Raw genomic sequence first — 21,586 nt, 5'->3', positions numbered from 1 at the left:
GGGCCCTTCGCCGTTGTACCGCAGGCGTCGTCAAGCCTTGACGCGGACATCGTTGCGCAGCTTCGCAGCGATGTCCGCCACATCCTGCATGCTGGATCCCTTGCCACTGGCCAGACCGGCCAGGTCGATCGACATGATGATGGCCATGGTGCTGTGGTCGCCCCAGATGCAGACCGGCACAGTCACGGTCTTCGGCGCCGCGGACGTGGCGCCCTCGGTCGAGATCTGGCTTTCCTGGCACTTCATGATGCCGTTGCTGAAGCCGGACGGCGTGAACTGCTGCGGGGAGCCGACGAGCTTGCCCTTGCTGTCGCTGCTCCCGGTGCTGTTCTGCTTGGCGGACTTGGCCTTCGCCGAGGCGAACATCGCGTCGACCGCCGCCTCGGGATCTTTGATGGTGCCGTACGCGCCCTCGAACATCAGGCTCTGGGCGGTGAAGCCACTCCCCGCCTTGTAGCTGGCCTGGACACCCTGTGCGTTCTGGACGCCGGCCTGCTTGAAGTCGTTCATGTCGTCCGCGCTCACAGAAGAGTCACTCCCGTCGGCGGACTTCGTGTAGGTCCCGTTGATCACCGTCGCGGGCGTGATCAGCTTGTGGGCACCGTCGTCCGCGACGGAACCGCCGCCACCCCCGCCGATCACGAGGTACGCCCCGACCGCGATGGCCGCCACGACCGCCACCGCGCCGATGATGACGGCCGTCTTCTTGCCGCCGCCCCCGGCGGCCGGAGGCTGCGGCACGCCGTACGGCTGCTGCCCGTAGGGGCCCGGCTGCTGGCCGTACGGGTTGGGCTGCGGCTGCACGCCGCCCTGCTGCGGGTAGCCGTAACCGGGCTGCGGCGGAGCCGCCGGCGGGGCCTGCTGGGGGTAGCCGTAGCCGGGCTGCGGAGCCTGTGGCTGCTGGCCGTACGGGCCCGGCTGGCCCGGCTGGCCGTAGGGCCCAGGCTGACCGTACGGACCCGGCTGCCCCGGCTGGCCGTACGGGCCCGGCTGCTGGGGCGGCTGGCCGTACGGGCCCGGCTGGTTGTTGCTCATGGCTGGGTTCCCCCTAAGACGCTTATGTGTTCCAGACATCCTGGACCAGCCAAAGGAAACGCGCGGCACCGGGGTGTGCACCGTTACAGAACAAACGCGTTTCGGGACCACCCCGTGACACCTCTAAACTGACCCCCGTGACCGAGAACGCTCAGCAGCAGCCACCCGCGCCCGACCCCGAACTGCCGACCCAGTACGCGCCGGCCGACGTAGAGGGGCCGCTGTACGAGCGCTGGGTAGAGCGCGGTTACTTCGAGGCGGACGAGAAGAGCGAGAAGCCGCCGTTCACCGTCGTCATCCCGCCGCCCAACGTCACCGGCAGCCTCCACCTGGGCCACGCCTTCGAGCACACGCTCATCGACGCGCTGACGCGCCGCAAGCGCATGCAGGGCTACGAGACGCTGTGGCAGCCGGGCATGGACCACGCCGGCATCGCCACGCAGAACGTCGTCGAGCGCGAGCTGGGCAAGGAAGGGAAGTCCCGGCACGACCTGGGACGGGAGGCCTTCGTCGAGCGCGTCTGGCAGTGGAAGGGCGAGTCCGGCGGCCAGATCAGCGGGCAGATGCGCCGCCTCGGCGACGGCGTCGCGTGGTCGCGCGAGCGCTTCACGATGGACGAGGGGCTCTCGCAGGCCGTCCAGACCATCTTCAAGCGGCTCTACGACGACGAGCTGATCTACCGCGCCGAGCGCATCATCAACTGGTGCCCGCGCTGTCTGACGGCCATCTCGGACATCGAGGTGGAGTACCAGGACGACGATGGCGAGCTGGTCTCCATGACGTACGGCGAGGGGGACGACACCATCGTCGTCGCCACGACCCGTGCCGAGACGATGCTGGGTGACACGGCCGTCGCCGTCCACCCGGAGGACGAGCGGTACAAGCACCTCGTCGGCAAGCTCATCCGGCTCCCGCTGACCGACCGGTCCATCCCGGTCGTCGCCGACGAGCACGTCGACCCCGAGTTCGGCACCGGCGCCGTCAAGGTGACCCCGGCGCACGACCCGAACGACTTCGAGATCGGCCAGCGGCACAACCTGCCGTCCCTCGCCGTGATGGACGAGCACGCCGTCATCACGGTCCACGGCCCCTTCCAGGGCATGGACCGCCTGGAGGCCCGCTCGGCGATCGTCGCCGCGCTGCGCGCCGAGGGCCGGATCGTCGCCGAGAAGCGGCCGTACGCCCACTCCGTCGGCCACTGCTCGCGCTGCAAGACCACCATCGAGCCGCGCCTGTCGATGCAGTGGTGGGTCAAGGTCGGCCCGCTCGCCAAGGCGGCCGGCGACGCCGTCCGCGAGGGCAAGGTCAAGATCCACCCGCAGGAGATGGAGAAGCGGTACTTCGACTGGGTCGACAACCTCCACGACTGGTGCATCTCGCGGCAGTTGTGGTGGGGGCACCGGATCCCGGTCTGGTACGGGCCGAGCGGTGAGGTCGTCTGCGTCGGCCCGAACGAGGAGGCGCCGAGCGGCGAGGGCTGGCACCAGGACACCGACGTCCTCGACACCTGGTTCTCCTCCGGCCTGTGGCCCTTCTCCACCCTGGGCTGGCCCGAACAGACCGAGTCGCTCGCGAAGTTCTACCCGAACTCCGTCCTGGTCACCGGCTACGACATCCTCTTCTTCTGGGTCGCCCGGATGATGATGTTCGGCCTGTACGCGATGGACGGCACCCCGCCGTTCCACACCATCGCCCTGCACGGCATGGTCCGCGACCAGTTCGGCAAGAAGATGTCGAAGTCCTTCGGCAACGCGGTCAACCCGCTGGACTGGATGGACAAGTACGGCTCCGACGCGCTCCGCTTCACGCTCGCGCGCGGTGCCAACCCCGGTGTCGACGTCCCGATCGGCGAGGACTGGGTCCAGGGCTCCCGCAACTTCGCCAACAAGATCTGGAACGCCACCCGCTTCGCGCTGATGAACGGCGCCACGGTGGAAGGCCCGCTGCCGGACGCCTCCGCGATGTCCGCCACGGACCGCTGGATCCTCTCCCGCCTCAACTCGGTCGTCGCCGAAGTCGACGCGTTCTACGAGGACTTCCAGTTCGCCAAGCTCTCCGACGCCCTCTTCCACTTCGCGTGGGACGAGGTCTTCGACTGGTACGTCGAGCTGTCCAAGACCGTCTTCATGGCGGGCGGCGCCCCGGCCGAGGTCAGCAAGCGCGTCCTGGGTGAAGTCCTGGACGTCACCCTGAGGCTTCTGCACCCGGTGGTCCCCTTCGTCACGGAGACCCTCTGGACGACCCTCACCGGCGGCGAGTCGATCGTGATCGCCGACTGGCCGCAAGACAGCGGCTTCCGCGACCGGGCGGCCGAGCAGGAGATCGAGTCGCTCCAGTCGGTCATCACCGAGGTCCGCCGCTTCCGCGCCGACCAGGGCCTCCAGCCCGGCCAGCGCGTCCCGGCCCGCCTGACCCTGGACGGTACGGCCCTGGCGCCGCACGAGGCCGCCATCCGCCAGCTCCTGCGCCTCCAGCCCGAGGGCGACTCCTTCACCGCGACGGCCACCCTCCCGGTCGCCGGCGCCGAGGTCGCGCTGGACCTGTCCGGCACGATCGACGTGGCGGCCGAGCGCAAGCGCCTCGCGAAGGACCTGGCCGCGGCCGAGAAGGAGAAGGCCCAGGCGAACGCCAAGCTCGGCAACGAGGCCTTCCTGGGCAAGGCGCCGGACCACGTGGTGGACAAGATCCGCACCCGCCTGGCCAAGGCGGAGGAGGACATCACGCGGATCACGGCCCAGCTGGAGAAGCTCCCGGCAGCTTGAACGAGTGACTGACTCCGCCGCTGCGGAGGGACGCGGGCCCGGTGTCGAGCAGACGCCGGGCCCGCGGCCGTACCGGCCGCCGCACCCTTTGTCGGTCCCCCTCCGTAGACTGGCCCCGTGAGCGACCACCCGCACGAAGACGACCGGCCCGACCCCCTCGACGGCTTCGACGAACTCGTCGAGGCCGAGACCACGCGCGACCCCGACCTCGCGGTGATCGAGGCCGGCAGCCGCACCCTGCGCACCCAGGGCGGGCAGCCGCAGGCCGAGGTGCCCGGGCGGCCCGAGGACCCGGAGGCCGACCGGGCGCTGCGCGAGGTCGAGACGGAGCTGGCCGGCCGCTGGGGCGAGACCAAGCTGGAGCCCTCGGTCAGCCGTATCTCCGCGCTGATGGACCTGCTCGGCGAGCCGCAGCGCGCGTACCCCTCGATCCACATCACGGGCACGAACGGCAAGACCTCCACGGCCCGCATGATCGAGGCCCTCCTCGGCGCCTTCGAGCTGCGCACCGGCCGCTACACGAGTCCTCACGTGCAGTCGATCACCGAGCGGATCAGCCTGGACGGCGCCCCGATCTCCGCCGAGGGGTTCATCGAGACGTACCGGGACATCACGCCGTACGTCGAGATGGTCGACGCCGCGCAGGAGTACCGGCTGTCCTTCTTCGAGGTGCTCACCGGCATGGCGTACGCCGCCTTCGCGGACGCGCCCGTCGACGTGGCGGTCGTCGAGGTCGGCATGGGCGGCTCCTGGGACGCCACCAACGTCATCGACGGCGACGTCGCCGTGATCACGCCCATCGCCCTGGACCACACGGACCGGCTGGGCGGGACGCCCGCCGAGATCGCCGGTGAGAAGAGCGGGATCATCAAGCAGGGCGCGACGGTGATCCTGGCCCAGCAGCCGGTCGACGCGGCGCAGGTGCTGCTGAAGAAGGCCGTCGAGGTGGACGCCACCGTGGCCCGCGAGGGGCTGGAGTTCGGGGTCGTGGCGCGGCAGGTCGCCGTCGGCGGGCAGCTGCTCACGCTGCGCGGCCTCGGCGGCGAGTACCCCGAGGTGTACCTCCCGCTGCACGGCGCGTACCAGGCGCACAACGCGGCCGTCGCGCTCGCCGCCGTCGAGGCGTTCTTCGGTGTCGGCGCCCAGCGCGCGCAGCCGCTCGACATCGACACCGTCCGCAAGGCCTTCGCGGCCGTGTCCTCCCCGGGCCGTCTGGAGGTCGTACGGCGCTCTCCGACCGTCGTGCTGGACGCCGCGCACAACCCGGCGGGCGCCGAGGCCACGGCGGAGGCCGTGCGGGAGGCGTTCGACTTCACGCGGCTGATCGGTGTCGTGGGCGCGAGCGCCGACAAGAACGTGCGCGGCCTGCTGGAGGCCTTCGAGCCGATCTTCGCCGAGGTCGTCGTCACGCAGAACTCCACCCCGCGGGCCATGGACGCGGACGAGCTGGCCGCGATCGCCGTCGAGGTGTTCGGCGAGGAGCGCGTCCAGGTCGAGCCGCGGCTGCCGGACGCCCTGGAGGCCGCGATCACGCTGGCCGAGGAGGAGGGCGAGTTCGCGGGCGGTGGCGTGCTGGTCACGGGTTCTGTCATCACGGTCGGCGAGGCCCGGCTGCTGCTGGGGAAGGGCTGAGGCTCAAACGATGCGTACGCTGTGCTCCTCGACCTTGATCGGCGAGTTCTTCATCATCGGCTTCGCCGGGCTCGTCGCGATGAAGGACCCGAGCCTGTCGGTGTCGACGGTGTGGCTGGTCAGCGGTATCGCCATGGTGCTGTGCGTGCTGATGTGCGCCATGGTGACCCGGCCGGGCGGGGTGGCCCTCGGCTGGGTGCTTCAGATCGCGCTGATCGCCTCCGGCATCTTCGTCCCGACCATGTACTTCATGGGCGCGGTGTTCGCGGCCCTGTGGTGGGCGTCGGTGCACTTCGGCCGAAAGGTGGACGAGGCGAAGGCCGTGTTCGCCGCCCGGGCGGAGTCCGCCTCCTCTACACCTGACGCTGTGTGACGGGTGCACGGACACGCCCTGTAGCCTCGTCCCACCGCACACGTCAGTCGTAAGGAGCACCTCGTGACCCAGCGCACCCTCGTCCTGCTCAAGCCCGACGCCGTCCGTCGTGGCCTGACCGGCGAGATCATCAGCCGCATCGAGCGCAAGGCCGGCTGGCAGATCACCGCGCTGGAGCTGCGGACCCTGGACCAGGAGACGCTGGAGCAGCACTACGGCGAGCACAAGGGCAAGCCCTTCTACGAGCCGCTGGTCGCGTTCATGTCCTCCGGTCCGGTCGTCGCGCTGATCGTCGAGGGCGAGCGGGTCATCGAGGGCGTGCGCGCGCTCGCCGGTCCGACCGACCCGATCGCCGCCGCGCCGGGCTCCATCCGCGGTGACTACGGTGTGATCGTCCGGGAGAACCTGATCCACGCGTCCGACTCCGAGGAGTCCGCCGAGCGCGAGGTGAAGATCTTCTTCCCGGGCCGGGCGTGACAGGCCGCGCCTGAACGTCGCGAGGAGTTTTCGCTAATTTTTCTGACGGTGTGTCAGCTCGATTCCGGACCGATTCGACGACACCCGACCAGGGGCGGCCGTACATTTCCGGCCGTCCCTTGGCATATGCCTTGCCGATCGGGGGAACGCGTGCCTCCGATGGACCGTCTCCACAGGCGAGGCGGCCCGCCATCTGGTGACAATGGCGGAGACCCTCGCGCAGTGGCCGTGCAGGCGCGTTTACGATGGAAGCCTTCACGTCACAGCACCCGCCTCGCCGACCTGATATGCCCTCAAAAGCACAGGAAGGCCAGATGAATCCGGATGGGGAACTCAATGTCGTTCATCGGCCGTGACATGGCTGTCGACCTCGGGACCGCCAACACGCTGGTGTACGTCAGGGGTCGCGGGATCGTACTGAACGAGCCGTCCGTCGTCGCGATCAACACCAACACGGGTGGGATCCTCGCGGTCGGTGCCGAAGCGAAGAAGATGATCGGCCGGACGCCGGGCAACATCGTGGCCGTCCGCCCGCTGAAGGACGGCGTGATCGCCGACTTCGAGATCACCGAGCGGATGCTCCGCTACTTCATCCTGAAGATCCACAAGCGGCGGTATCTCGCCAGGCCGCGGGTCGTCGTCTGTGTGCCCTCGGGCATCACGGGCGTCGAGCGCCGCGCCGTGATCGAGGCGTCCACCCAGGCCGGCGCCCGCCAGGTGCACATCATCGAGGAGCCCATGGCCGCGGCCATCGGCTCCGGCCTGCCGGTCCACGAGGCCACCGGCAACATGGTGGTGGACATCGGCGGCGGCACCACGGAGGTCGCGGTCATCTCGCTCGGCGGCATCGTCACCGCCCAGTCCATCCGCGTCGCGGGCGACGAGCTGGACAACGCGATCATCCAGTACATCAAGAAGGAGTACAGCCTTCTGCTGGGTGAGCGCACGGCCGAGCAGATCAAGATCACGATCGGTTCGGCGTACGACCTCGACGCCGACGAGCACACCGAAGTGCGCGGCCGGGACCTGGTGTCCGGGCTGCCCAAGACCGTCGTCATCTCGGCCGCCGAGGTCCGCAAGGCGATCGAGGAACCGGTCAACGCGATCGTGGACGCGGTCAAGACGACCCTCGACAAGTGCCCGCCGGAGCTGTCCGGCGACATCATGGACCGAGGAATCGTTCTGACCGGCGGCGGAGCCCTGCTGCGCGGCCTCGACGAGCGGCTGCGCCGGGAGACCGGCATGCCCATCCACATCGCCGAGGACCCGCTGGACAGCGTCGCGCTCGGTTCCGGCAAGTGTGTCGAGGAGTTCGAGGCGCTCCAGCAGGTGCTGGACGCCCAGCCGCGCAGATGACGTAACTCTTCGATTCCGCCGTACGAGACATACTCCTCTCGTACGGCGGATCGTTGATATAGAGGCATAAGCTCCCCTGAACGGGCCCCTTCGGTTTGCGTTTCGCACACCGCCGCAAAGGGGCTTCCGAATTCCTATCGAGGAAGGGCACGGCCGCAGCACGTGAGGGACACGAAAGAGAGCCGGCTGCTCCTGGTCCTGCTGGTCGCCATCGCGTTCGCGCTGATCACGGTGGACATCCGAGGGGGGCGGAATTCCCCCGTCGACGGTGCCCGGCAGGCCGCGGCCACGGTGTTCGGCCCCGTCGAGAACGGCCTGTCCTCGGCCGTCGATCCCGTCGGCAACGCCGTCTCCGCGATCCGTGACTCCGGCACCCGCCACAGCCGCCTGGCCGCCCTGGAGAAGGAGAACGCGGCCCTCAAGGCGAAGCTGGGCAGCGACGACCGCAACCGCAGCCGGCTGAACCAGCTCGACAAGATGCTGAAGATCGCCGGCGAGGGCCAGTACGGCATCAAGGGCGCCCAGGTCATCGCCATAGGGTCGGCCCAGGGCTTCTCCTGGACCGTCACGATCGACGCCGGCGCCAACGACGGCATCAGGCGGGACATGACCGTCCTCAACGGCGACGGACTGGTCGGCCGGGTCACCACCGTCGGCCCGGACACCTCCACCGTCCTGCTCGCCAACGACCCCGACTTCACCGTGGGCACGCGGATGGAGGGCAGCGACGAACTCGGCTTCGCCTCCGGGCAGGGCGACCGCCCGCTGCGCGTCGAACTGCTCGACGGCAAGGCGGAGGTGCACAAGGGCGACCGCCTCGTCACCTTCGGCTCGCAGAACGACCGCCCGTTCGTGCCGGGCGTGCCGGTCGGCGTGGTCTCCCGGGTCGACCCGTCCAACGGCGGCCTGACCCGCACGATCTACGTCACCCCGTACGTCGGCTTCACCAAGCTCGACATCGTCGGTGTGGTCGTCGAGGCCCCGAAGAAGGACCCGCGGGACACCGTGCTCCCGGCCCAGCCCAAGCCGGTTCCGACGCCGACGGTCACCGTCACGGTGACCCCCTCGGCCAACGCGTCCGACTCGACCGGCCAGCAGCACTAGGAGCTGACTTCGCCATGCGCTTCAACCGGATCCTGCTCTCCAGCGCGCTGGTCGTCGTGGCCCTGGTGATCCAGGTGAGCGTCCTCGCCCGCCTGCATCTGCCGGGTGCCGTCCCCGACCTGCTGCTGCTCACCGTCCTCGGCCTCGCCATGGTGTACGGCCATGTCGGCGGCGCCCTCGTCGGCTTCGGCGCCGGCCTGCTCGCCGACCTCGCCCCGCCCGCCGACCACGCCGCCGGCCGCTACGCGCTCGTCCTGTGCGTCACCGGCTACTTCGCCGGGCTGATCAGGCCGGAGAACGGCCGGCTGAAGTCGGCGACCGGCCCGATGGCCGTCGTGGTCGCCGCCGCCGTCGGTTCCACGCTGCTGTACGCGGGCGTGGGCGCCCTGGTCGGCGACACCGCCGCGCGCCACGTCGGCCTGCCCGGCCTGCTGATCTCGGCCGCCCTGTACGACCTGCTGCTCGCCCCGTTCGTGGTCCCCGCCATCATGTGGCTCGCCCGCCGCGCCGACAACGACCCGCTGACCGAGAGCGGCCCCGCCGCCAAGGCCGGGGACGTCACCTCGGGCTGGCTCTCGTCCGGCACCGGGCTGCGCATCGGCAACCAGCGCGGCGGCCTCGGCGTGCTCAAGGCCAAGGCCCGCACCCGCACGACCCGGGTCGGCCGGATCAAGGGGGTCAAGCGGCTGTGAGCGGCGCCGGGTTCACCCGAACGAGTCAGCTTTCGCGGAACGTGCGTTCACAGACTGATCGTTCATCATTCGTACGCGTACCCGCATTTGTGCTCTGAGAGGGGGAGGCAGCCGCAGTGACCAACATCCCCGAGACCGGTCGGACCCCACGGGTCCAGATCCGGCTCGTCGTGATCCAGATCCTTGTCCTCTCCCTCCTCGGCACGCTCGGCGGCCGCCTGTGGTACCTCCAGATCCGCGAGGGCGCCCAGTACCAGAAGGAGGCGTCCGGCAACCACGTCCAGCAGGTCGTGGACCCCGCCGTGCGCGGCGACATCCTGGACGCCCGGGGCGTGCCCCTCGCCGACAACGAGACCCGCCTGGTCGTCTCCGCCTCCCGCACCGACCTGCTCAAGCAGCCGCACGACGGCAAGGCCGTCCTCACCAAGCTGGCCGGCGTCCTCGGCATGAAGCCCGAGGAGGTCATGCAGAAGGTCCGGCTGTGCGACGCCAAGACCCCCCAGCCGTGCTGGAACGGCTCGCCGTACCAGCCGATCCCGATCACCGACAAGGCCACGCCCCGGCAGGCCCTGCAGATCCGCGAGGCCTCCGAGGACTACCCCGGCATCAGCGCCGAACCCGAGGCCGTGCGCAGCTACCCCGGCCCGGGCAACTCCAACACCGCCCAGGTGCTCGGCTATCTCTCGCCCGTCACCGACGCCGAGATCCAGCAGGCCAAGAACAGCGAATCGCCCTACCTGCGCTCCGACATGGTCGGCCGCTCCGGCCTGGAGCGGGAGTACGACAAGGAACTGCGCGGCAAGGCAGGCGTGACCCGCTACGAGGTGGACAACCTCGGCCGGGTCATCGGCAAGGCCAAGGCCACGCCCGCCGAGTCGGGTTCCAACCTGGTCACCAGCGTCGACTCCCGGGTGCAGCGCGTCGCCGAGTACGAGCTGGACAATGCCATGAAGGCCGCCCGCCAGCAGTTCGACAAGAACACCGGCGAGAACTACAAGGCCGACTCCGGCGCCGTCGTCGTCATGGAAGCCAAGACCGGCCGGATCGTCGCCATGGCCTCGGCGCCGACGTACGACCCGAACGTGTGGGTGGGCGGCATCTCCGCAAAGGACTACAAGGCCCTCACCGGCAAGGACTCCGACTACCCGCTGCTCAACCGGGCCATACAGGGCCAGGCGGCCCCCGGTTCTACGTTCAAGGTGGTCTCCACGGCCGCCGCGGTCCAGGCCGGCTATGCCTGGGACGGCGGCTACCCCTGCACCAGCTCCTACTCGGTCGGCGGCCAGGTCTTCAAGAACTTCGAGGGCGAGAACTTCGGCCCGATCTCCCTCGGCCGCGCCCTGGAGGTCTCCTGCGACACCGTCTTCTACGGCCTCGGCGACAACGAGTGGAAGAAGGACGGCGGCATCAACCCCAAGAAGGGCCAGCCGAAGGACTGGTTCTTCAAGACGGCCCACCAGTTCGGCCTCGGCAAGCAGACCGGCGTCGACCTGCCCAACGAGGTCACCGGCCGTGTCCCCGACCGCCAGTGGAAGCTCGACTACTGGAAGGCCAACAAGGACACCTGGTGCAAGTACGGCAAGAAAGACGGCAGTTACGTCCAGAGGATCTATTACGAGAACTGCCTCGAGGGCAACAAGATGCGCGAGGGCGACGAGATCAACTACTCCATCGGCCAGGGCGACACGCTCGTCACGCCGATCCAGGAGGCGATGATCTACGGCGCCGTCGCCAACGGCGGCACCGAGTACGTCCCGACCATCGGCAAGGCGGTCATCAGCCCCGACGGCAAGACCGTCCAGGAGATCAAGCCCAAGGTGGCCCGCAAGCTCCCGGTCTCCCAGGCCACGCTCAAGGGCATGAACGACGCCTTCGCGGGCGTCATCACGCGCGGTACGGCGGCGTGGAAGTTCAACGGCTGGCCGCAGAACAAGATCCAGCTGCACGGCAAGACCGGTACCGCCGAGGTCTACGGCAAGCAGACCACCGGCTGGCTGGCCACGTACTCCAAGGACTACACGGTGATCATGACGATCTCCCAGGCCGGCACGGGTTCGGGAGCCGCCGGTGAGGCCGTGCGCAACATCTACAGCGCGCTCTACGGCGTCCAGGGCGACGGTTCCATCGACACCAAGAAGGCGCTGCTGCCCCAGCCGCAGACGACCCTGCCGAAGGTGCGCCCGGACGGCACGATCGCCGCCCCGAAGGTCACCGGCGACCCGGGCAAGGACGCCGAGGCCTCGCAGCAGAACAACCCGAGCAACGGCACCGACCAGCAGCCCGCCACCTCGCCCTCGCCCACCACGGGCAACCGCAACACCCGCAGGCGGCCACGACGGGTACCGAAGCGGGGAAGCCGGAGGATGCCCGCATGACCGTCAACAGCTTCTCCGTCTCCGGGTACGGCCCGGCGCGGGCCGGCTGGACCAGGCTCTTCGCCCGCGACTCGCTGGCCCGCCGGCTGGACTGGCCGATACTCCTCGCCGCGCTCGCGCTGTCCCTGCTGGGCTCTCTGCTGGTGTTCTCGGCGACCCGCAACCGCACGGAGATCAACCAGGGCGACCCGTACTACTTCCTGGTCCGGCATCTGATGAACCTCGGCATCGGGTTCGCCCTGATGACCGGCACGATCTGGCTGGGCCACCGCGCCCTGCGCAACGCCGTGCCGGTCCTCTACGGCCTGTCGGTCCTGCTGGCGCTCGTGGTGCTCACCCCGCTCGGCGCCACCATCAACGGCCAGCGCAACTGGATCGTGGTCGGCGGCTTCTCGATCCAGCCCGCCGAGTTCCTCAAGGTCGCGATCATCCTCGGCATGGCGATGATGCTGGCCACGCGGGTGGACGCGGGCGACAAGCCGTACCCGGACCACCGCACCGTGGCCCAGTCCCTGGGCCTCGCCGCCGTGCCGTGCATGATTCTGCTGCTGATGCCGGACCTCGGCTCGGTGCTGGCCATGGTGGCCATCATCCTGGGCATCCTGCTGGCCTCCGGCGCCTCGAACCGCTGGGTGTTCGGCCTGCTCACCGTCGGCGTGGTGGGCTGCGTCGCCATCTGGCAGCTGCACATCCTGGACCAGTACCAGATCAACCGCTTCGCGGCCTTCGCCAACCCGAACCTGGACCCGGCGGGCGTGGGCTACAACACCAACCAGGCGCGGATCGCCATCGGTTCGGGCGGTCTGACCGGGCAGGGTCTCTTCCACGGCTCGCAGACCACCGGCCAGTTCGTGCCCGAGCAGCAGACGGACTTCGTCTTCACGGTCGCGGGGGAGGAGCTGGGCTTCCTCGGCGCGGGCCTGATCATCGCCCTGGTGGGGCTGATCCTGTGGCGGGCCTGCCGCATCGCCCGCGACTCGACGGAGCTGTACGGCACGGTGGTGGCCGCCGGGATCGTCGCCTGGTTCGCCTTCCAGTCCTTCGAGAACATCGGCATGACCCTCGGCATCATGCCGGTCACCGGCCTGCCGCTGCCGTTCGTGTCGTACGGCGGCTCGTCGATGTTCGCCGTCTGGGTGGCTGTCGGGCTGCTCCAGTCGATCAAGGTGCAGAGACCCATGTCGGCGTGAGGTCGTTTTCCGGGTGGATGACGGGAGTTTTCCCGCCATTCACCCGGGGCGGCCCCTGCCGCTTCGGCCCGTGCCGCACTAGATTCGGTCCATGGCGGATGCGAAACGCGAGATCGAGCGCAAGTACGAATCCGACGACAGCGGGCTGCCCGACCTGACCGGCGTCGGCGGGGTGGCTGCCGTGCTCGACAAAGGCGTGGTCGACCTCGACGCCACCTACTACGACACCGTCGACGAACGCCTGGCCGCCGCCTCCCTCACCCTGCGCCGCCGCACCGGCGGCTCGGATGCCGGCTGGCATCTGAAGCTCCCGGTCGCTCCCGGGGTCCGCGACGAGATCCGCGCCCCGCTCTCCGACACCGTCCCGGAGGAGCTGGCCGCCCTGGTCCGTTCCCGGGTCAGGGACGCCGAGCTGATCCCCCTGGTCCGCCTCCGCTCCGCACGCGACGTCCGGCATCTGCTCGACGCCGACGGCCTCCTGCTGGCCGAGGCGAGCGTCGACTCCGTGACCGCACAGCGGCTCACCGGCAAGGGCGGGGCCGCCCAGTGGACCGAGATCGAGGTGGAGCTGGCCGACGACGGCGACCCCGCCTTCCTGGACCTGGTGGAGAAGCGGCTGCGCAGGGCCGGCGTACACCCCTCGACGTCACCGTCGAAGCTCGCCCGCGCCCTGGAACAGACCTCGGGCCGGAAGCACCACAGGAAGAGCCGGGCCGGACAGCGGAGCAAGGCCGCACGATCGCCGGTGACGGCCGGCGACCACGTCCTCGCCTACCTCCGCGCCCAGCGGGACGTACTGGTCGAGCTGGACCCCGCCGTCCGCCGTGACGTGCCCGACTCGGTGCACCGTATGCGGGTCGCCACCCGCCGTGCCCGCAGCACCCTGCGCAGCTTCCGCTCGGTCCTCGACCGGAGCATCACCGACACCATTGGCGTGGAGCTGAAATGGCTCGCGGGCGAACTGGGCGTCGACCGCGACCAGGAGGTGCTGGCCGACCGCCTGACGACCGCCCTCGACGCCCTCCCGCCCGAGCTCGTCACCGGCCCGGTCCGCGCCCGCCTCGCCTCCTGGGCCGAGGCCCGGCACGGCAGCGCGCACGGCCATCTCACCGGCGTCCTGGACTCCCGCCGCCACCTGACCCTGCTGGACAGCCTGGACACCCTCCTCGCCACCCCACCCCTGCGCCCCGCAGCCGGCAAGCCGCCGCAGAAGGTGCTCGACAAGGCCGTACGCAAGGATCTCGCGACCCTGTCGGACCTGATCGGGCAGGCGCTCGACGCCCCGCCCGGCGAGGCGCGCGACATCGCCGTGCACGAGGCCCGCAAGAAGGCCAAGCGCACCCGGTACGCGGCCGAGGCGGCCACCGAGGCCCTCGGCACGCCGGCCCGCGCCCTCACCAGGGACATGAAGTCCCTCACGACCCTCCTCGGCGAGCACCAGGACAGCGTCATGGCCCGCCGGACGCTGCGCGAGCTGGCCGCGGCGGCGCACGGAGCGGGGGAGAGCGGGTTCACGTACGGGCTGCTGTACGGCAGGGAGGAGGCGCGGGCGGCGGCCGCGGAGGCGGAGCTGCCCGGCCTGTGGGGCGAGATCACGTACGGAGTCTCCGGCTGAGCGTTCGGGGAGGCCGACCGGCCGGGTTACGCTTGATGGTCACCCCTGTCAGCTCACAAAGGTTCCCCCGATGTCTGTCGAGTCGGTGTTCCCGCAGCTCGAAGCCCTGCTCCCGCATGTGCAGAAGCCGATCCAGTACGTGGGCGGCGAGCTGAACTCCACCGTCAAGGAGTGGGACAGCTGCGACGTCCGCTGGGCGCTCATGTACCCGGACGCGTACGAGGTCGGTCTGCCCAACCAGGGCGTCATGATCCTCTACGAGGTCCTCAACGAGCAGGACGGCGTCCTCGCCGAGCGCACGTACAGCGTGTGGCCGGACCTGGAGGCGCTGATGCGCGAGCACCGCGTCCCGCAGTTCACGGTCGACAGCCACCGGCCGGTGAAGGCCTTCGACGTGTTCGGCCTGTCCTTCTCCACGGAGCTGGGCTACACCAACATGCTGACGGCGCTGGACCTGGCGGGCATCCCGCTGGAGTCCAAGGACCGCACCGTCGACGACCCGATCGTCCTCGCGGGCGGCCACGCGGCCTTCAACCCCGAGCCGATCGCGGACTTCATCGACGCGGCGATCATCGGCGACGGCGAGCAGGCCGTCCTCGACATGACGAAGATCATCCGTCAGTGGAAGGCGGAGGGCCGCCCGGGCGGCCGCGAGGAGGTCCTCTTCCGCCTCGCGAAGACCGGAGCGGTCTACATCCCGGCGTTCTACGACGTCGAGTACCTCCCGGACGGCCGCATCGCCCGCGTGGTCCCGAACAGGAGCGGTGTCCCCTGGCGCGTGTCGAAGCACACCGTCATGGACCTCGACGAGTGGCCGTACCCCAAGCAGCCCCTCGTCCCCCTGGCCGAGACGGTCCACGAGCGCATGTCGGTCGAGATCTTCCGCGGCTGCACGCGCGGCTGCCGCTTCTGCCAGGCGGGCATGATCACCCGCCCGGTGCGCGAGCGCTCGATCACGGGCATCGGCGACATGGTCGACAAGGGCCTGAAGGCGACGGGCTTCGAGGAGGTGGGGCTCCTCTCCCTCTCCTCCGCGGACCACTCGGAGATCGGCGACATCGCCAAGGGCCTGGCGGACCGCTACACGGACGACAAGATCGGCCTCTCGCTCCCCTCCACCCGGGTCGACGCCTTCAACGTCGACCTGGCGAACGAGCTGACCCGCAACGGCCGCCGCTCCGGCCTGACCTTCGCCCCCGAGGGCGGCTCGGAGCGCATGCGCAAGGTCATCAACAAGATGGTCTCGGAAGAGGACCTCATCCGGACGGTCGCGACGGCCTACGGCAACGGCTGGCGCCAGGTGAAGCTCTACTTCATGTGCGGCCTGCCCACCGAGACCGACGACGACGTCCTCCAGATCGCCGACATGGCGACGCACGTCATCCAGAAGGGCCGCGAGGTCTCGGGCTCGAACGACATCCGCTGCACGGTCTCGATCGGCGGCTTCGTCCCCAAGCCCCACACGCCGTTCCAGTGGGCCCCGCAGCTCTCCGCGGAGGAGACGGACGCCCGCCTGGCCAAGCTCCGCGACAAGATCCGCGGCGACAAGAAGTACGGCCGCTCGATCGGCTTCCGCTACCACGACGGCAAGCCGGGCATCGTCGAAGGCCTCCTGTCCCGCGGTGACCGCCGCATCGGCGCCGTGATCCGCGCGGTCTACGACGACGGCGGCCGCTTCGACGGCTGGCGCGAGCACTTCTCCTACGACCGCTGGATGGCCTGCGCCGACAAGGCCCTGGTCCCCTTCGGCGTCGACGTCGACTGGTACACGACGCGCGAGCGCTCCTACGAGGAAGTCCTCCCCTGGGACCACCTCGACTCCGGCCTGGACAAGGACTGGCTCTGGGAGGACTGGCAGGACGCCCTCGACGAGACAGAGGTCGACGACTGCCGCTGGACCCCGTGCTTCGACTGCGGCGTCTGCCCGCAGATGGACACCCACATCCAGATCGGCCCGACGGGCAAGAAGCTGCTGCCTCTGACGGTCAAGAACGCGGGTCCGACACCGACGGCGAGTGGTCACGCGCACTGAGGTGGGCGAGGCACTCGATCGGGTGATGAGGCGCTGGCGGAAGTGAGCGAGGAGGAGGTGGCTGCGGCGTTGGCTGCGGTTGCTGCCTCGCGCCCCCGCCTGCTGGCGCCGTCGACTTCCCTCCGGACGCCACTGCCCCGCCCTGGAGGCGCCTCACAGATCGTCTCCGAGGTGGAGTGGACGTGAACCTGCTGAACACCTCGCCGCGAGGGCGCTGGGTGGGACGAGGGGCAAGCTGTAAGAGGGCTGAGTCGGCCTCCGTCCACTCGGCCTCAACTGCGTACTGGATGCGGTCAGTTGCTGACTTCTTCCTCGTTCGCTTCGCCATGACCGGCACCGTAGGGTTTGGGTCCGTTGGTGAATGCCCGCAGACGGACACCCACATCCAGATCGGCCCGACGCCGGCGGCGAGCGGGCACGTGCACTGAGGCGCGACTGCGTGATCGGTCGCGCCCTCTTCCCTGGTCGGTCTGATCGAGGGGGAGGGCTCGCTGCGTGCCGAGCGTGGTCCTGGTCCGATCTCCGCCGCGCGGGCTCAGGAGGCCGAGGGCGGCGATCACGGCGGAGACACCACCAGTGAAGCGCTCTCCCGACCCGTCGGCAGTCCCGCCGAACCGAGCGTGACACCGCGGCGACGGCCGGCGGGGTGGTCCAGGCGTCGAGCGCGGCAAGGGCCGTTCCGGGTCCGGACACCTTGACCGGAGTGCGGCGGTCGGTCGCGCTCAGCCATTTCGGCAGCTGGGGCCCGCGAGGGAGCCCCAGGGCGCCGGAGACGGCGAGGAACAGCCGCGGAGGGGCCGGCACGCTCGCTGCCGATTGCCTCGGCCACGGCTGCGGCGGCCTCCGCCGCGAAGCGGATCCGGCCCTCGGCGGTCGTGGGCGGCCACGGCGCGACCAGGACCGCGTTCCAGGGCCCGGATCGAGGTGAGCGGTTCCCCCGAGTGGGTGAAATCGCGTAAGTTGTCCCGATTAGGATGATTTACGGAGACGGATCGCCGTAGGTGCGCATCCGAGACCCATGCGGCCCAGCGGGCGAGCGGAGGTGACTGTCGACCGTGGTCGATTCCAGAGGCGGCGATGCGCATGACACCGTCCCGTCCATGCCCGGCTCCTCCCGCCCGTCGCACCAGCCGCAGGGCCCGGGGACCGTGCAGGCCGTACGCCCCGCTGAGCGGCCCCTGCTGCGGATGCGGCTGCTCGACGCCGTGGACAAGGACCGGCGCGATGCCGATGTGCTGCTGACCTCGCTCCAGCAGGCGGTGGCCGAGGTGCGCGGCCTGGGTGGCATGGTCCATCTCCCGGGCGGCGGCATGAGCGGCATCCTCTACCTGGTCGCCGACAGCGGCCTGCCGGAGTCGATGGTCCGGCCCTGGCTGATCATCCCGGCACGGGGCACGGCGCCGCCCAGCAGGGCCGCCCGCGAGGACACCACCGCCTGGCAGCCCGACCTGGCCCCGCCCGACCCGGTGCCGGGCCGGGACCCCGCCGCCCTGTGGCCTTCCCACGTCCCCGCCGGCATCGCTCACCTGGCCGTTCCCGTTCCGGGCAGCCGACGACGGGGTGCGCTCTCGGTCCTCTTCGCCCCGGGCGACGGGCCCGGCGCGGCGGAGTGCGCCTTTCTGGGCGAGGTGGCGGCATGGATGTCCGAGAGGCTCCGGTCGTCCGGGATCCTCACTCCGTCCTCCACCGTGTTGCGCGCCCTGGAGGGCGGGGCGGGACTGCCGGAGACCTCCCCGTGGGGCGCCGAAGGGGAGGCCTCCCCGTGGGACACCGGGCGGGAGGCACCCCCGTGGGACGCGGAAGGGATGCAGTCCCTCACGTACACCTGGGACTTGCGCACCGGCAGGCTGACCTCCGACCGACCCGTCGTGGAGGTGCTGCCCGGCATCGATCCGGAGGTGATGGCCGGTGGCATCGAGGCGTGGGCGGAGCTGATCCACCCGGACGACCTGCCGGGGGCCGTCAGCGGCTTCGACAGGGGCATCCAGTTCCGCGGCGGCTTCCAGGACGAGTACCGCATCCGGCGTCAGGACGGCACGTACCTCTGGATCGAGGCCCGCGCCCGGACGCTCACGGACGACGAGGGGACACCGGTGAAGGTGATCGGCACCCTCCGGGACACCAGCGCGACGCACACCGCCGCCGAGTCGGTGGGGCGGGCGCTGCGGCACATGAGCGACGGCTTCGTCTCGCTGGACACGGACTGGCGCGTCGGATTTCTCAACCAGGCCGCCGAGCGGCTCTTCGGCGCCGCGGGAGACGTGGCCGGAGCCCTGCTCTGGGACATTCCCGCGCTGCACGCCGTGCCGGGGCTGGAGCGACGGTGCCGGGCCACGGCTGCCGAAAGCCGGCCGGCCGGATTCGACGTACCGGGGCCGGACGGGGCGTCCTGGTACCACCTGCGGCTGGTGCCGGTGCCGCAGGGCCTGACGCTCTACATCACCGACACCACCGAGCGGCACCTGCGGGAGATCGAGCGGGCGGCGGCGGAGCGGGCGGCGGCGGAGCGGGCGGCCCTGGTGCAGGGGCTCACCCGGGAGCTGGCCGAGGCCGTGACGGCCCAGGACGTGATGGCGGCGGTGGCCGACGGCGTGATGACACCCCTCGGGGCCACCGGACTCGTCATGCTGGGCGTGGTCGGCGACCGGCTGACCGTGGTCGGCTCCCGGGGATATCCCGAGCGCTTCACCCGACGGCTGGACGGGCTGTGGGCGGTGCGGGACACCACCGGTCCGGTGGGGGACGCCCTGCGCACCCGCACCACCCTCTTCGTCTCCTCCCCGGAGGAGCTCCTGAAGCGATACCCGAAGACCGAGATGCTGATCCGGGAGGGCGGCAAGCAGGCGTGGGCCTTTCTGCCGCTGGCGGTGTCGGGGCGCGAGATCGGCGCGGCGGTGCTCTCCTTCAGCCGGCCGCGGGTGCTGGACGACGACGAGCGGACGCTGCTGACCGCGCTCAGCGGGCTGATCGCGCAGTCCCTGGAGCGGGCCGGGCTCTATGACGAGGCGACGACCCGGGCCCGTACCCTCCAGCGCAGCCTGCTGCCGCGGGCACTGCCCGAGCTGCCCGAGGTGACGACGGCGGCGCGCTACCAGCCGGCCAAACAGGGGGCCGACGTCGGCGGCGACTGGTACGACGTGATCCCGCTGTCCGCGGCCCGGGTGGCGCTCGTGATCGGCGATGTCATGGGCCACGGCATGGCCGAGGCCGCCACGATGGGCGGGCTCCGTACGGCCGTGCGCACCCTTTCGGAGCTGGAGCTGCCGCCCGACGAGATCCTCGGTCACCTCAACGACATCGTCGGCGACCTGGGCAACGACGCCTTCGCGACCTGCCTGTACGGCATCTACGACCCGGTGAGCCGGCGGCTGTCGTACGCCGGTGCCGGTCATCCGCCCCCGGCGGTGGCCCACCCCGACGGCTCCGTCACCTTCCTGCCCATGACCCCGGACCCGCCGCTGGGGGTGGCCGCTCCGCCCTTCGAGACCCACGAGACCCTGCTGCCCGCCGACAGCCTGCTCGCCCTCTACAGCGACGGCCTGGTCGAGAGCAAGGACCGGGACCTCACGACCGGCATGGGCCGGCTCGCCGAGCTCCTCTCCCAGTCCGTGCACGCCCTGCCGGCCTCACGGGCGGACGCGTCCGCCCTGGACGCCCTCTGTGCCTCCCTCACCTCCGCTCTCCTCCCCGCCCAGGGCGCGCTGGTGGACGACGCCGCCCTGCTGCTGGCCCGCACCCACCCGCTGGACGCGGAGAACGTCGCGGAGTGGCCGTTGCCGGAGGACCCGATGGCGGCGGGCCAGGCCCGTGAGCTGGTCCGCGCCCAGCTCGCCGACTGGGGCCTGGCCGACGAGGACCTGATCATGACCACCGAACTCCTGGTCAGCGAGCTGGTCGGGAACGTCGTCCGGCACGCCTGCGGCCCCGTCCGGCTGCGCATGCTCCGCAGCCGCGCACTGATCTGCGAGGTCTCCGACGCCAGCCTGACCACGCCGCACATCCGCCACACCTCCGCCACCGACGAGGGCGGCCGGGGCCTGCAGCTCATCTCCGCACTCTGCCGGCGCTGGGGCACCCGGCACACCCGGACCGGCAAGTCCATCTGGACCGAACAGCCGCTCCCCGCGGCTCCGGCCTGACGACCCGTTCGGACCCCTGCCGTCACACCGGTGATTCACCTGAAATGCCGGTTATCGGGGCTGTCGGTACGTTCGTCGCAGATCGGTCGCCCGGCCGACGTCCGTGCGACAGAGAGAAGTGACATGTCTCCGCGTACCTTTGCTGTGGTCGGCACCGGAGTGGGCGTGACCGTCCTCGTGGCCGCCGGCATCCCCTACGCCTCGGCCGACGGAACCGCCCCGAGGGCCTCTGCCGCCCACCACGCGGTCCGGTCCGTGCACCGGGCCGCCCCTCCCGCGGCTCCCGCGGTTCTCGCAGGCGGCAGGGGAGCAGGCGGAGAGAAGGGCGAGGGCCGCGACGGCGGAGGACGCGACCACGGCCGTGACGGAGGCGATCGCGGCCGTGAGCGAGGCGGAAAGATCTTCTTCAACGAACGTACGTACTCCGCCCTTGCCGAGGGCTGCATCACCGTGAGCGGCTCCAGCAGCTTCAGCATCTTCAACGACAGCCGCCGGACCGTCGAGGTCTTCCGCGGCTATACCTGTGACGGCGGTGCTCCGGTCACCACCGTGGGTCCCCACGGCGAGACCTACGGCGAGGTGACCCGCGGCGACCACGGAGGCGTCTTCGGTGACGAGGGCCTGTTCGGCCGCGGGGGCGTCTTCGGCGCCGGGGGGGTGTTCGGCGAGGACGGGGTGGTGGGCAGCTTCCGGGTGGTCGGTCACCACGGCGAGTGGTGACGACACGCCCGTGCGGCGTGTGGTGACGCGCAGCGAGGTGAGCCCGGCCTGAGCGGCACGGGCAGCTGTTGCGGAGGGGAGCCG

At 70.5% G+C, this 21,586-nt stretch carries 14 protein-coding genes; 13 read left to right on the top strand and 1 reads right to left on the bottom strand.

The window, feature by feature from the left end:
- Positions 1 to 30 precede the first annotated feature (30 nt).
- The gene (locus BIV25_RS23300) at positions 31 to 1,035 is read right to left on the bottom strand and encodes a hypothetical protein (protein WP_071374341.1); all 1,005 of its coding nucleotides are present in this window, start codon (positions 1,033 to 1,035) and stop codon (positions 31 to 33) included.
- 137 nt (positions 1,036 to 1,172) lie between these two features.
- Between BIV25_RS23300 and BIV25_RS23295 the strand changes: the two genes are divergently transcribed.
- The 13 genes from BIV25_RS23295 (at position 1,173) to BIV25_RS51295 (ending at position 21,502) form a co-directional block, all read left to right on the top strand.
- Positions 1,173 to 3,797: a valine--tRNA ligase gene (locus BIV25_RS23295; protein WP_071374340.1), complete on the top strand. Its 2,625-nt coding sequence runs from the start codon at positions 1,173 to 1,175 to the stop codon at positions 3,795 to 3,797.
- 117 nt (positions 3,798 to 3,914) lie between these two features.
- Entirely contained in the window at positions 3,915 to 5,429 is a 1,515-nt protein-coding gene (locus tag BIV25_RS23290; RefSeq protein ID WP_071374339.1) for a folylpolyglutamate synthase/dihydrofolate synthase family protein, read from the top strand.
- A 10-nt stretch (positions 5,430 to 5,439) separates the two neighbouring features.
- The gene (locus tag BIV25_RS23285; protein ID WP_071374338.1) at positions 5,440 to 5,802 is read left to right on the top strand and encodes a DUF4233 domain-containing protein; all 363 of its coding nucleotides are present in this window, start codon (positions 5,440 to 5,442) and stop codon (positions 5,800 to 5,802) included.
- A 63-nt stretch (positions 5,803 to 5,865) separates the two neighbouring features.
- Complete coding sequence (ndk, locus tag BIV25_RS23280; protein ID WP_071374337.1) at positions 5,866 to 6,279, top strand: nucleoside-diphosphate kinase; 414 nt, start codon at positions 5,866 to 5,868, stop codon at positions 6,277 to 6,279.
- Between the two features lie 336 nt (positions 6,280 to 6,615).
- Positions 6,616 to 7,635 carry a rod shape-determining protein gene (locus tag BIV25_RS23275; RefSeq protein ID WP_071374336.1) on the top strand — a complete coding sequence of 340 codons (1,020 nt, stop codon included), beginning with the start codon at positions 6,616 to 6,618 and terminating at the stop codon, positions 7,633 to 7,635.
- A 162-nt stretch (positions 7,636 to 7,797) separates the two neighbouring features.
- Positions 7,798 to 8,739 carry a rod shape-determining protein MreC gene (gene mreC, locus BIV25_RS23270; protein ID WP_071374335.1) on the top strand — a complete coding sequence of 314 codons (942 nt, stop codon included), beginning with the start codon at positions 7,798 to 7,800 and terminating at the stop codon, positions 8,737 to 8,739.
- A 14-nt stretch (positions 8,740 to 8,753) separates the two neighbouring features.
- The gene (mreD, locus tag BIV25_RS23265) at positions 8,754 to 9,431 is read left to right on the top strand and encodes a rod shape-determining protein MreD (RefSeq protein WP_071374334.1); all 678 of its coding nucleotides are present in this window, start codon (positions 8,754 to 8,756) and stop codon (positions 9,429 to 9,431) included.
- Between the two features lie 116 nt (positions 9,432 to 9,547).
- Complete coding sequence (gene mrdA, locus BIV25_RS23260; protein WP_071374333.1) at positions 9,548 to 11,806, top strand: penicillin-binding protein 2; 2,259 nt, start codon at positions 9,548 to 9,550, stop codon at positions 11,804 to 11,806.
- Complete coding sequence (gene rodA / locus BIV25_RS23255) at positions 11,803 to 12,996, top strand: rod shape-determining protein RodA (RefSeq protein ID WP_071374332.1); 1,194 nt, start codon at positions 11,803 to 11,805, stop codon at positions 12,994 to 12,996. Before mrdA ends, rodA begins: the two co-directional genes overlap by 4 nt.
- Before the next feature lie 91 nt (positions 12,997 to 13,087).
- Complete coding sequence (locus tag BIV25_RS23250; RefSeq protein WP_071374331.1) at positions 13,088 to 14,611, top strand: CYTH and CHAD domain-containing protein; 1,524 nt, start codon at positions 13,088 to 13,090, stop codon at positions 14,609 to 14,611.
- Between the two features lie 70 nt (positions 14,612 to 14,681).
- The gene (locus tag BIV25_RS23245) at positions 14,682 to 16,643 is read left to right on the top strand and encodes a TIGR03960 family B12-binding radical SAM protein (RefSeq protein ID WP_071374330.1); all 1,962 of its coding nucleotides are present in this window, start codon (positions 14,682 to 14,684) and stop codon (positions 16,641 to 16,643) included.
- Between the two features lie 1,100 nt (positions 16,644 to 17,743).
- On the top strand, positions 17,744 to 20,782 hold the full coding sequence (locus BIV25_RS23240; protein WP_256256023.1) for a SpoIIE family protein phosphatase: 3,039 nt from the start codon (positions 17,744 to 17,746) through the stop codon (positions 20,780 to 20,782).
- A 123-nt stretch (positions 20,783 to 20,905) separates the two neighbouring features.
- The gene (locus BIV25_RS51295; RefSeq protein WP_071374329.1) at positions 20,906 to 21,502 is read left to right on the top strand and encodes a hypothetical protein; all 597 of its coding nucleotides are present in this window, start codon (positions 20,906 to 20,908) and stop codon (positions 21,500 to 21,502) included.
- The last annotated feature ends 84 nt before the right edge of the window (positions 21,503 to 21,586 follow it).

The sequence above is a fragment of the Streptomyces sp. MUSC 14 genome (assembly GCF_001866675.1).
Taxonomy (GTDB): Bacteria; Actinomycetota; Actinomycetes; order Streptomycetales; family Streptomycetaceae; genus Streptomyces.
The sequence above is the reverse complement of the archived record's forward strand: the minus strand, read 5'-3'. Positions and strand labels throughout refer to the sequence as shown.